Below are 13019 nucleotides of genomic sequence, written 5' to 3'. Positions count from 1 at the left end.
AATGATGGGGCAGGGGTGTCAGCTGGCCGGCCCCTGCTGGTCGAGCCAGCGCTCGGCGTCCAGTGCGGCCATGCAGCCGAAGCCGGCCGAGGTCACTGCCTGGCGGTATACATGGTCGGCCACGTCCCCGGCGGCGAATACGCCAGGCACCGAGGTCATCGTTGCCATGCCATTGAGGCCGCTGCGGATCTTGATATAGCCGTCGTGCATGTCCAGCTGGCCGTCGAAGATGCCGGTATTGGGCGTGTGGCCGATGGCGACGAAGAAGCCGGTGGCCGCGATGTCGCGCGTCTCGCCGCTGTTGACGTCCTTCACGCGCACGCCGGTGACGCCGGACTGGTCGCCCAGCACTTCATCCACGGAGTGGTTCCACACCAGCTCGATCTTGCCGGCCGCGGCCTTGTCGAACAGCTTGTCCTGCATGATCTTCTCGGCGCGCAGCTTGTCGCGGCGGTGCACGAGATAGACCTTGCTGCAGATGTTGGACAGGTACAGCGCTTCCTCGACGGCGGTATTGCCGCCGCCGATCACCACCACTTCCTGCTCGCGGAAGAAGAAGCCATCGCAAGTGGCGCAGGCGGACACGCCGCGGCCCTTGAAATGTTCTTCGCTGGCGATGCCGAGGTACTTGGCGGTGGCGCCCGTGGCGATGATCAGCGCATCGCAGGTGTACTCGCCCGAATCACCCTTGAGGCGGAACGGGCGCTGCTTGAGGTCCACGCTGTGGATGTGGTCGAACACCATGTGGGTCTCGAAGCGCTCCGCATGCTGCGCCATGCGCTGCATCAGCTCCGGTCCCTGCACGCCCTTGTCGTCGCCCGGCCAGTTGTCCACCTCGGTGGTGGTCATCAGCTGGCCACCCTGCTGCAGACCGGTGACCAGCGTCGGCTTCAGGTTGGCGCGGGCCGCGTAGACGGCGGCGGTGTAGCCAGCGGGACCGCTGCCCAGGATCAGCAGGCGGCTGTGCTTGGTAGCTGTGTTCATGCGTTCCTTCTATCCGCGTCAGTGGCGGTGGTGTTCGTGGATGGGCTTGCCGACGTCCGGCCGCTCGGGCGGCCAGGCATGGGCGAATGGGGCGATCGTAGAGGCTTCATATGGGGGCTGCAGGGCGGCTTTTCAGTCAGCCCCGCGTATCCCACTGAGTTTACTGGCCATAGGCGACGCGGTTGGCGCGGGCCAGGGGGGCGGATGGTGAAAAGAGCCTCTGCGTCATGGGTATAATCCTTCGCTTTGCGGGCGACTTGAACCGTCATTCGTTCCAGCCCTGGCCGCGGTTTCTTAACACTCCGTCGCAGGACCGGGACGAGGCGTCCGAATCCGCAAGGATGGGGAAGACACCGGGCCGATTCAAGCGGCTGGCGCGGCGGTGGCCTGCTGGAAGCGTCGGACCCATGGCATAACCTGTCTCCCCGTCACGAATAGGCCCCAAGCCGCGTCGCAGACCTCGTCGGTGGCGATGGCAGCGGCTATTCTCCCCGTGGTGCAGCGTCTGGCCGCCGGCAACGACTGGCGCCGGTTTCGACCGTTGCGCAGGGGCATCCACGGGGACGGCGGCCAGCTGGTTCATCCGGCGGTCAAGGGCATGGTTTAAGTTTTGCCCGCTATCCAGCGGATGTGGCAAACCGGGCGTTTCGGCGGCCGGACTTTCTAAAGCATGGGAAAAGGATCACGGTGGCGCGTAGCGCGAACGTCAAGAAGGAAAAGCCGCAGCGTGAGGGGCTCAGCGAGGAGCTGAAGCGCCGCCTGCGGGAAGCCGGTGCGCTGCTGCTGTTGCCGCTGGCCCTGTACCTGTTGGTATGCCTGTTCAGCTACAACGACCAGGACCCGAGCTGGGGCCACGTGGGCAGCGCCGATCACGCCAGGAATTTCGGCGGCTCGGTGGGCGCGAACATCGCCAACGTGCTGCGCTACATCTTCGGGCTGGTGTCGTATTGCTTCCCGCTGTTGTTGCTGGTGCTCGGCGTGCAGGTGCTGCGCCACCGTGGCGAGCGCAGCGTGCAGCCGTGGGAGCCTTCGCTGCGGCTGATCGGCTCGGTGTTCTTCTTCATCACCGCGCCGGCGCTGCTGTATCTCAATTTCCACGACGAGCCGATCCTGCCCCAGGGCGTGGGCGGCATCATCGGCATGTGGGTGGGCCGTGGCCTGCTGCATGCGCTGGGCGACAAGGGCGCGCCGCTGTTGCTGCTGGCGCTGTTCCTGGTGGCGGTGACGCTGGCCACCGGCTTGTCCTGGTTCCGCGTGATGGACGTGATCGGGCAGGGCGTGCTGAGGCTCGCCAGCTGGTTTGGCGGCAAACTGCGCGAGGCGCCGGAAGTGATGGCCGCGCGCCAGGCCCGCGCCGAGCGCGAGGTGGTCAAGAAGGTCGAGGCGGTCAAGCAGGCCAAGCGCGAACCCGTGCGCATCGAGACGGCGCCCGCGCCGGTGGTGAAGAGCGAGCGCGCCAAGCTGGAGACGCAGATTCCGTTGTTCACGGGCGCCTCCGCGCCAGGCGAGCTGCCGCCGCTATCGCTGCTGGACGAGGCGCCGGAGCAGGGCCCGGGTTATTCCGAGGAAACCCTCGAGGTGCTGTCGCGCCAGGTGGAGCTGAAGCTCAAGGATTTCCGCATCGAGGCCAAGGTGGTTGGCGTCTACCCCGGCCCGGTGATCACCCGCTTCGAGCTGGAGCCCGCCGCCGGCGTGCGCGGCTCGCAGGTGTCGAGCCTGGACAAGGACATCGCGCGCGGCCTGTCGGTGGTCAGCGTGCGCGTGGTCGATGTGATTCCCGGCAAGAACGTGATCGGCCTGGAAATTCCCAATACCCGCAAGCAGATCGTCTACCTCTCCGAAATCCTGCGCTCGGACAAGTACGATGCCATGAAGTCGCCGCTGGCGCTGGCGCTGGGCAAGGATATCGCCGGTCGCCCGGTGGTGGCCGACCTGGCCAAGATGCCGCATCTGCTGGTGGCCGGCACCACTGGCTCGGGCAAGTCGGTGGCGGTGAACGCCATGGTGTTGAGCCTGCTGTACAAGGCCAGCGCCAAGGACGTGCGCATGATCATGATCGACCCGAAGATGCTGGAACTCTCGGTGTATGAGGGCATCCCGCATCTGCTGGCGCCGGTGGTCACCGACATGAAGGAAGCCGCCAACGCGCTGCGCTGGTGCGTGGCCGAGATGGAGCGCCGCTACAAGCTGATGGCCGCGGTGGGCGTGCGCAACCTGGCCGGCTTCAACAAGAAGGTGAAGGACGCCGAGAACGCCGGCCAGCCGCTGCTGGACCCGCTGTTCCGCCCCAACCCCGAGATGCCGAACCTGGCGGCCGAACCGCTGGAGCCGCTGCCGTACATCGTGATCATCATCGACGAGTTCGCCGACATGATGATGATCGTCGGCAAGAAGGTCGAGGAACTGATCGCCCGCCTGGCGCAGAAGGCGCGCGCCGCCGGCGTGCACCTGGTGCTGGCCACGCAGCGTCCGTCGGTGGACGTGATCACCGGCCTGATCAAGGCCAACATCCCCACCCGCATCGCGTTCCAGGTATCGAGCAAGATCGACTCGCGCACCATCCTCGATCAATCCGGCGCCGAAGCGCTGCTGGGCCACGGCGACATGCTGTACCTGCCGCCCGGCACGGCCACGCCCGAGCGCGTGCACGGCGCCTTCGTGGACGACCACGAGGTGCATGGCGTGGTGAGCTGGCTGAAATCGCAGGGCGCGCCGCAGTACATCGAAGGCGTGCTGGAAGAAGTGCAGGCCACCAGCGACGGCAAGTTCATCAACGATTCGGGCCTGCCGCAGGACGGCGAGGAAGGCGGCGACGCCGACGCACAGCTGTATGACAAGGCCGTGCGCATCGTCACCGAGACGCGCCGCGCCTCCATCTCCGGCGTGCAACGTCACCTGCGCATCGGCTACAACCGCGCCGCACGCCTGATCGAGCAGATGGAACAGGACGGCGTGGTGAGCGCACCCCAGCACAACGGCAACCGCGAGGTGCTGGCACCGCCACCGCCGAAGCATTGAATGCATGGCTCCCTCCCCTGCATGCAGGGGAGGGTTGGGGCGGGGTAAACTTTGCGTGCCAAGGCCTTACCCCCTCCCAGCCTCCCCCTGCGAGCGGGGGGAGGGGCAAAAAACCTTCGCCCCATCTCGCCGCTTACGAGGCGGGGCTTTTCATTAAGCGATCGCGTCGCACACTGCGCCCCGACGCTGACACGAAACAGGGAACCCATGAAACGCCTCGTCTCTTTTGCCGCCGCGATGGCATTCACCGTTTGCGGCATCGCCCAGGCCGCCACCGGTCCCGCCCGCGCCAGGCTGGATGCCTTCGCCAACGGCCTGCATTCGCTCACCGGCAATTTTTCCCAGACCGTCAAGGACCCCAACGGCCATCTGGGCAAGCCCAGCTCCGGCACGCTGGCGCTGGAGGCGCCGCGCCAGTTCCGCTGGGAGACGCTGGCGCCTTCGAAGCAGACCATCGTGGCCGATGGCAGTCGCGTGTGGCTGTACGACCCCGATCTGCAGCAGGTGACGGTGCGCGTGCAGAGCGCCGAGGAGTCGCACAGCCCGCTGACCGTGCTCACCGACGTCAAGCAGATGGACAAGGACTTCAAGGTCACCGAGCAGGGCGAGCACGATGGCCTGAGCTGGCTGCGCCTCACCTCGACCGCGAAAGACCCGCAGTTCGACTACGCCGACCTGGGCTTTGACGCCAATGGCCTGGCCCGCATGGAGTTCCGCGACCAGTTGGGCACCACCACCGACATCCGTTTCTCGGGCTGGCAGCGCAACGTGCCGATTGCGCCGGAAACCTTCAATTTCGTGCCGCCGCCGGGCGCCGACGTGATCGGTGATGCGCCGGTCATCCAGACCCAGCCGATCAAGAACTGATCCCAGCCATGCTGCGTCAACTGCCACGCTGGGCCTGGATCGGCGGTGGACTGCTGGCATTCGTCGCCGGCAGCATCAACGCGGTCGGTTATCTGTGCTTTCGCCATCAGCCGATCACCCACCTGACCGGCACCAGCACCGAGCTTGGCCTGGCGCTGGCCAAGCTGGACGCGGGCGAAATCCTGCACTGGGCACTGGTCATCGTGTCGTTCCTGGTGGGCGCGGTGCTCAGTGGCTACATCGTGCAGCAGCGTACGCTGCAACTGGGCCGTCGCTATGGCGTCGTGCTGATGATCGAATCGGTGCTGCTGTTCATCGCCACGCCGCTGATCCATGGTCGGCAAGACCTCGGGCTGTACCTGGCATCGGCGGCCTGCGGCCTGCAGAACGCGATGGTCAGCACCTATAGCGGCGCGACGTTCCGCACCACGCATCTCTCCGGCATGTTCACCGATCTTGGCATCTACCTGGGCCAGCGCTTGCGTGGGCTGGAAGTAGACATGCTGCGCATCCACGTCTGCCTGCTGGTGATCTGCAGCTTCATCGTAGGCGGGATCGCCGGTGCGCTGGGTTTCATGGTGGTGCAGGAGCGCGTGCTGCTGGCGCCCGCCACGCTTACCGGCGTGGTGGGGCTGGGTTATGCGATCTACCGTCACCGGATGTTGGTGCGCCCATAGCGCCAGGCGGTTCCTGGGAGGCTGCGGCGCAGCGATTGCGGCCGGCGCGCTTGGCTTCGTAAAGCGCGCTGTCCGCGCGGGACAGCCACTGCGACAGGGTTTCGCCAGTGCGGTAGGCCGCCACGCCGATGCTGACCGTCACCGCGATGGCCTGTCCCTCGTAGATCATGGGGTTATCGGCCAGCGCCTGGCGGATGCGTTCGGCCGCCGCCATGCCCTGTTCGAGCGTGCCTGCGGGCAGGCAGACCACCAGCTCCTCGCCACCGTAGCGGCCCACCAGGTCGCCTTCGCGGCACTGGCCCAGGATCGCCTTGCTCGCGCTGCGTAGCACCGCGTCGCCGGCCAGGTGTCCATAGGTGTCGTTGACCTGCTTGAAGCGGTCCAGATCGAGCAGGGCGATGCAGGCGCTCCCATCCTGTGCGCGAAGGCGAACGCCTTCGGCCAGTTGCAGGAAGCGTCGACGGCTGCATACGCCGGTCAGCTCGTCGGTATTGGCCAGTTCGTCCAGCCGCTGGTTGGCGGCAAGCAAATCGCGCGTATGCATGGTGATCTGTTGTTGCAGCTGCCGCGCCTGGCGCTGCAGGTAGAGCGTGCGCAGCTGGATCACGCCGACAATCAGGGCGAGCAGCAGCAAGCCGGCAACGATCACCGCCGTGACGGTTTCATACCAGCGCGGCTGTGCTCGCACGCTCACCGCCGCCTCGATCAAGCGTGGCTGCATGCCGCGTGTCCGCGCGCGCAACCGCAGCGTGTAATCGCCGTGCGGGAGGTTGGTGTAGATCGCCGTAGGCAGGCTGCCGCGGGGAACGTCGATCCAGCCCTCGTCCAGGCCATCCATGCGGTAGCTGTAGGTGGTTTCCGTGGGCGTCTGATAGTCGAGCAGCGCGAAATCCACCCGCAGGCTGCGGTTGCGCGGACCGACCCGTAGCGTTTCATCCGCCCGCGGCAGCGTGCCGAAGGGCAGGGGAACGCCATTGACCACGGCATAGGTGATGGCCAGCGGTACCTCGGGCGCGTCCGGGGCCTTCCATTCGGGCCGGATCACCGTCAGTCCACCCAGGCCGCCGAACAGCAGTTCGCCGGTCGGGGCCTGGGCTGCGGCAGCGTAGATGTAGCTGGAGATGCGCAGGCCATCGCGGATGCCGAGGTTGCGCACGGTATGCGTATTGCTGTCGATCATCGACACGCCATTGGGCAGGCTTACCCAGGGGTTGCCCTCTTCGTCGGTCTGCACGGCGTTGATGTTGTTGCTGCTGAGGCCGTCAGTGGTGCTGATATTGCGGAAGCGATAGGGCTCGCCGGCGCTGTGCGGTTCCAGCCGGGCCAGCCCGCCGTAAGTGCCGAGCCACAGCCCGCCTTGCGGATCGCTGGCGATCGAGCTGACCAGATTGTTGGGCAGGCTGGTGGCATCGCCTGGGCGGTTCAGCAGGTTCTCAAAGCCGCGGTTTTGCGCGGCGTTGGTCGCGATGCTGATGCCATGGCCGGTGAGGTACCAGATGTCGGACCCGATCCGCGCTATCCGCCGCACCGTATCGCTGGCGAGGCTGCCAGGGTCGTTCGGGGCGTGCTGGAAATGGGTCAGCGCATGGGTGTGCGTGTCGTAGCGATAGACGCCGTCGTAGGTGGCGATCAGCAGTTGCGGGCCGTCGGTGAGCAGGTGCAGCACGGGCTTTTCATCCAGCGCGGGCACCACGGAGTCTTCGATGGCGAACGTATTCGGGTTGATGCGGGCCAAGCCCTGTGTGCCGACCCAGATAGTGCCGTCAGGGGTTTCGGTGAAGGCCTGTGTGTCGCGCCGGGTCTGGTTGCCGCCCAGGCGCAGATGCGTGATGAGGGCCTTGTCCAGATCGATGACGTCGATGAGCCCCGCGCTCATGCCGAGCCAGATGCGGCGTCGCGTATCGACATAGATGCCGCGCACATTGGTGTTGGCCAGCGTATGGTCGGCGCGCGTCGATGGCAGCAGGGCAAAGGCCGTGCGGGCATACGGGTTGTTGCGGGCCACGCCCAGGTCGGTCGCGATCCAGATAGCGCCGGAACGATCCTGCATCAGCGCGCGCACGGAATCGCCGGGCAGGGAGGACGGCATGGCGGTGTCATGGGTGATCTGGCGTACATCGCCGGTGCCCAGGGAATAGGCGAGCACGCCGTTGCCATCGGTGCCTATCCAGAGGGTGTTCGGATCGACCTCCAGGAAGTCGCGGGCCGTCGCGCGGCGCTCGTGGTTGGGCTGATAGCCGCTGTATCCCGCGACCGCCTGCCAGCGCCCATCGGCATGGCGATACACCGCACCGGCCTGCGTGCTGCCCACCCACAGACGGCCCTCGCGGTCTTCATGCAGCGCCCAGATGCCGTCGTTCAGCACGGTGTCGATGGCGCCCTCGGGACGGGGCGGGCGCACGAAGGTCTTGCTGTTGGCGCGGCGGACGAACAGGCCGTTGTTGTTGCCCAGCCAGAGGTTGCCGGCGTGGTCCTGCAGCACGCTGAAGTTGCGTGGTGAAGGGGTGCTGCCGGTGTCTACATGGGTGATGCGGTTGCTGCGCAGATCCAGATGATCGAGCCCATGCTCGGTGGCGATCCACACGCCGTCGTTGTTGTCGAGGGCGAGTGCATAGATCTTGCGGTCGCTAGTGCCATCGGCGCCGACCGGGTAATGGCGGAAGCTGTTGTCGCCCGGGTTGAAACGGCTGAGGCCGCCGGCGCTGGTGCCCACCAGCAGGCCGCCATCGGGCAGGGCCAGCAGGCAGCGGATATAGGGGTCGGGGATATCAAATTTCGGGTTGCCCGAACCCGTGAATACCTGCATGCGGTAGCCGTCATAGCGCACCAGTCCGCCCATGCTGCCGATCCACACCAGGCCACGCTGGTCCTGTGCCAGGGCGGTGATAATGGAGTGCGGCAGGCCGTCGACGACGCCCAGCCGCTCGAACCACGGGTTATCGAATGGCGCCCAGGGATCGGCGGCATGGGCTGTCCCGAAGGGAAGCAGCAGAATCAGTAGAAACGCCAGCCACGCCCGATGGCGTAGGCCCTGGCGCCATCGATCAATCATGGGTTGGGCACCGAACGTCGACACGGGGCAACGCGCAGGCAACGAACTGACCGGAGGGAACTCGCCTTGTCATCATGACATTCGTCTCGTTGCAGCCCCATACCATAGGCGCCGTCCCATGGTATCCGAGCTGTGCTCATGCGTTGATCGACCGACGTGGCACACTCGTCGTGTGACGCCGGCAAGCGGGCAAGGATAAAAGGCCATGATAGTTCTATGGATGGTGATCGGGGCGGTGCTTGGCGGCATTGCCTGGTCAAGCAGTATGGGGGGCGTGCTCGTGGGGGCGGCGCTCGGTTTGCTGTGGGGCAGGCAACAGCAGCTGGCGCGACAGCTTCGCGAACTGCGCGCGAAGCTCGGAGCCGCGCCGGCGGAGCGGCAGGGCCCGGCGCCGGTGGCCGCGGAGCCCAAGCCACAGACTTCCGATGAGCCCTGGTGGGTCACTGAGGCGCAGGTACGCCAGCGCGATCTGCCGACCCGCGTGGAGCCGCCGCAGCAGCCAGCCAAGGCCGTGGAGCGGCCCGCGCCCCAAGCCCGGGCCGAGGCGGCGCCTTCCGCCATCCCGCGTTCCATGCCTCGGGCGGTCGTGCCCCGCGAACCGTCGCTGATCGATCGCACTTTTCAGCGTATCTGGCGCTGGTTCACCGAGGGCAATGTGCCAGTGAAGATCGGCATGCTGGTGCTGTTTGCCGGCGTGGCGGCGTTGCTCAAGTACGCTTCCGACAGCGGCATGCTGCGTGTGCCCGTCGGTTTGCGGGTGGCCCTGGTGGCGTTGGCCGCCATCGCCGCGCTGGCCTTTGGCTGGCGCAAGCGCCAGGCGCAGCGCGTGTTCGCGTTGTCGTTGCAGGGGGGCGCCATCGGTGTGCTGTTGATCACCGTGTTCGCCGCGTTTCGCCTCTACGACCTGCTGCCGGCCGGTGCCGCGTTCGCGTTGCTGATCGTGCTGGTGGCGGGCGTCGGCGTGCTGGCGGTGATGCAGGACGCCTTGGCGTTGGCCGTGCTCGGCCTGGTTGCGGGCTTTGCCGCGCCGATTCTGGTATCCACCGGCAGTGGCAGTCACGTCGCGCTGTTCAGCTATTACACGGTGCTGAACCTCGCCATCCTCGGCATCGCCTGGCGGCGCTCGTGGCGCGTGCTGAACCTGCTGGGTTTCGTGGCGACGTACGCGGTAGGCACGGCCTGGGGCGTGCTGCGCTACGAGCCGGCGCTGTTTGCCAGTACCGAACCGTTCCTGGTGCTGAATTTCCTGTTCTACCTGGCCATTCCCTGGCTGCATGTGCTGCGCGCGCCAGCGGATCGCCGCGTGGTGATCGACGGCTGCCTGATGTTCGGCAATCCGCTCATAAGCCTGTTGCTGCAGGGCGCGCTGTTGCGCTGGGATGGCACCGGGCTGGCGATCTCCGCGCTGGTCGCCGCGGCGGTCTATCTGCTGGCGGCCTACGTTGGGCGACGCCAGCCCGCCATGCGACTGCTTTACGAAACCTGGGCAGTGCTGGCGGTGGCCTTTGCCACGCTGGCGGTGCCGCTGGCGTTGAGCGCCGATGTCACCGGCAGCATTTTCGCGCTGGAAGGCGCCGGGCTGATCTGGCTGGGCCTGCGCCAGCCGCATGCGCTGGCGCGCTGGAGCGGCCTGTCGCTGCAGCTGTTTGCGGCACTGGCGCTGCTGATGGGGCGCTGGGGGCATGGCTACGATGCGATGCTGCCCTTGTTGAACCGCGAGTTCGTCAGCGCCCTGTTGTTGGTGGCGGCGGCGTTCATCAGCAGCTATCTGTATGCCCGCCACGGCGAAGACGGCACGACGCATCGCCTGCTGGCCGTGCTGTTTTATGGCTGGGGCCTGGCCTGGTGGGTGTTGGCCAGCGGCATGGAAATCCAGCGCTTCGTGCCTACCTCGTGGCTGTTCGCCGCGTGGCTGGGCTGGCTGGCCTTCACCGCCTGGGGCACGGCCGAAGTGGCGCATCGACGTCCCCCGCACGAGTTGGGTACGGCGCTGACCTACAGTCCCGTGCTCGGCATGGCGATCATGCTGCCGTTGCTGCTGTGGGCCGGTATGTTCGAACAGCAGCCGCTGCACGGCTGGAATCTGCTCGCGGTGCTGGTGGCGGGCGTGTTGGGCTGGCGCAGCCTGATCTGCCTGCGCGAGGTCGAGCTGGCCGCGTCGCTGGCGCAGTTGGCCTGGTTGTGGCGCTGGATACTGCTGGGGGTGATTGCCATCGCGTTGGCGCTGGATCGCCTGCGCTGGTTGTCGCATAGCTGGCTGGTGCTGCTCGGCGCCGCGCCGTTGCTGCTGGCCTTTGCGTTGATCCAGTGGCGCCCGCGGTGGATCGCGCCGCCCCTGGCCGTGTGGCTGCCGCGTTGGCGACCACCGTTGCAGTACTCGTTGCTGGCCGTGCTCGGCCTGCTTGGCGTCTGGGCCTTGTTCCAGCCCGGCGACGCCGCACCGCTGCGCTATCTGCCGCTGCTCAATCCGCTGGAACTGCTGATGCTGGGCATCGTGGTCAGCATGACGGGCTGGCTGACCGCCGCGGATACGCCGGGCGCGCTGAAGCGCCTGCGTGCGCCGGTGCTCGGTGGCGTGGCGTTTGCGTTGGTCACCAGCGCCACGCTGCGTGCCGTGCATCAGCTGGCGGGCGTACCGTGGGACGACGCGCTGGCCGATTCCAGCCTGGCGCAGATGTCGCTCACCGTGGTGTGGAGCGTGCTCGGCCTGCTGGCCTGGGTGTGGGGTTCGCGGCATGGCCAGCGGCTGTTGTGGCTGGCCGGCGCCGTCATCATGGGCGTGGTGTTGACCAAGCTGATCCTGGTCGATCGCAGTCACCTGGGCAATCTGTTCGGCATCGGCTCGTTCATCGCCTACGGCCTGCTGTGCAGTGTCATCGGATACCTGGCGCCGGCCCCGCCGCGCCGTTCATCGTCTACGGAGGAGCCCAGGCATGCGCCGTGATCTTCGTTGGGCAGTGCTGGCACTGCTGTTTCCCTTCGCGCTGGCCCGGGCCGGTACGGCCGCGGACTATGCCTATGCATTTCCGCTCGATACCAAGGCCTCGGCGGAGGCTTATCGTGTGGTGCTCGACCCGGTGGTCTATGCCTCGGTGAACCCTTCCGCCGAGCTGCATGATCTTGTCGTGGTCAACGTGCTGGGCCAGCCGGTGCCGTTCGGGCCACTGCCGCCCACGCCGCCGAAGCGATACCACTTCGAGCAGATGACGCGCCTGATACCGGTGCCGGGCCATGTCGCCACGCAGGAAGGCGTGCGCGTCGAGCGCAATGCGAATGGCGGCATCGTGATCAGCCAGCCTGCCGCAGGCAATGCGTCCGAGCGAGCGCAGCAGTGGCTGCTGGATGCCGGACGTGAGCTGACACTGGATCACCTCGAACTGCAGGCCGCCACCTTGCAGCAGGATTTCCAGCTGCACCTCGCGGTGGATGCCAGCAACGATCTGCGCCAATGGCGCACGCTGGCCGACGATGTCAGCGTCACGCGGGTACACAACGGCGACGACAACGTCGAGCAATTGTCGATGGATCTGGCCGGCGCCGAGCCGGCCCGTTACTACCGTCTGCGACTGGTCGATGGCGAGGTCGACTGGAGCGGCGAGCATGTGCCCGCCGTCGCGCTGGTCGGCGGCTATAGCGACGCCGCCGCCGAGCGCAGCTCGCAACTGCAGTGGCTGCCGATCACGGCCAGCAGCACGGGGAACGACTACGACTACACCTTGCCCGCTGCGCTGCCGGTGGAGGCCGTGAAGGTGCTGCTACCGACCACCAACGCTGCCGCCCGCGTGCAGCTGATGCTGCCGCAGGGGCAGGGCGCGTCGAACTGGGTCGCGGTGTCGACCCTGGATCTGGTGCGCACGACGGGCAGCGGTGGCGAGGCCACGGCCCGCTTTGCGCCGCGTCCGGTGCAGCATTTGCGTTTGCACAGCGATACGCCGCTGGCGCAGGCACCTGTGGTGAGTGTCGGGTGGTTGCCGCCGCAGTATGTCTTCATGGCGGAGGGCAGCGGTCCTTATCGCCTGCTGGCCGGTAGCCATGCCGCGCGGCGTGGCGATTACCCGGTCGACATGGCGCTAGAGCGCATGCGCGCCAGCAACGGCACCGACTGGCTGCCGCCGGTGGCAGCCCTGGGGCCGCGGGTCGATGCCGCGGGCCCCACCGCGCTGGACGCGCCCAAGGTGCCCTACGACTGGACGCGCCCCTTGCTGTGGGTGGTGTTGATTGCCGGCGCGTTGCTGGTGACGGGCATGGCATTGAGCCTTCTACGTAACGCCGGACGCAACGGAAATCCCGGTTGATCACCATGGCTGGACCTCATAGCCTGCGTTGCCGTGGTGGCGATTTGACGCATGGGGCTGACTGAAGGCGCGCACTAAGCCAAGCCAAAGCCGATATTCCTAGGCTCGACTTTGGTTCAAGCAAAA

General features: G+C 66.7%; 7 protein-coding genes. 5 read left to right on the top strand and 2 right to left on the bottom strand.

Features of this window, described 5'->3' with window-relative positions:
• Positions 1-18: 18 nt before the first annotated feature.
• Positions 19-984 carry a thioredoxin-disulfide reductase gene (trxB, locus tag MJ606_RS08055; protein ID WP_243048984.1) on the bottom strand — a complete coding sequence of 322 codons (966 nt, stop codon included), beginning with the start codon at positions 982-984 and terminating at the stop codon, positions 19-21.
• A 687-nt stretch (positions 985-1671) separates the two neighbouring features.
• On the opposite strand from trxB, the gene MJ606_RS08045 reads away from it, so the two are divergent.
• From MJ606_RS08045 to MJ606_RS08035, 3 genes are all read left to right on the top strand, one after another.
• Positions 1672-4002 carry a DNA translocase FtsK 4TM domain-containing protein gene (locus tag MJ606_RS08045; RefSeq protein ID WP_343214805.1) on the top strand — a complete coding sequence of 777 codons (2331 nt, stop codon included), beginning with the start codon at positions 1672-1674 and terminating at the stop codon, positions 4000-4002.
• Between the two features lie 207 nt (positions 4003-4209).
• Complete coding sequence (lolA, locus tag MJ606_RS08040) at positions 4210-4869, top strand: outer membrane lipoprotein chaperone LolA (RefSeq protein WP_243048983.1); 660 nt, start codon at positions 4210-4212, stop codon at positions 4867-4869.
• Between the two features lie 8 nt (positions 4870-4877).
• A complete protein-coding gene (locus MJ606_RS08035) occupies positions 4878-5546 on the top strand; it encodes a YoaK family protein (protein ID WP_243048981.1) in 669 nt (222 codons plus the stop codon).
• Here the strand turns inward: MJ606_RS08035 and MJ606_RS08030 are convergent.
• Positions 5485-8598, bottom strand: coding sequence for a ligand-binding sensor domain-containing diguanylate cyclase (locus MJ606_RS08030; protein ID WP_243048980.1), 3114 nt, complete (start codon positions 8596-8598; stop codon positions 5485-5487). The genes MJ606_RS08035 and MJ606_RS08030 overlap by 62 nt on opposite strands.
• 205 nt (positions 8599-8803) lie before the next feature.
• Here MJ606_RS08030 and MJ606_RS08025 point away from each other — a divergent pair, with 205 nt between their 5' ends.
• Both MJ606_RS08025 and MJ606_RS08020 read left to right on the top strand, forming a co-directional pair.
• Positions 8804-11542 carry a DUF2339 domain-containing protein gene (locus MJ606_RS08025; protein WP_243048976.1) on the top strand — a complete coding sequence of 913 codons (2739 nt, stop codon included), beginning with the start codon at positions 8804-8806 and terminating at the stop codon, positions 11540-11542.
• On the top strand, positions 11532-12893 hold the full coding sequence (locus tag MJ606_RS08020) for a DUF3999 family protein (RefSeq protein WP_243048975.1): 1362 nt from the start codon (positions 11532-11534) through the stop codon (positions 12891-12893). The genes MJ606_RS08025 and MJ606_RS08020 overlap by 11 nt, the downstream gene beginning before the upstream one ends.
• Positions 12894-13019: the final 126 nt, after the last annotated feature.

The organism is Dyella sp. RRB7 (assembly GCF_022761115.1).
Taxonomy (GTDB): Bacteria; Pseudomonadota; Gammaproteobacteria; order Xanthomonadales; family Rhodanobacteraceae; genus Dyella.
Note: the sequence above shows the minus strand (reverse complement) of the source record. Positions and strands in the feature narration are given on the sequence as shown.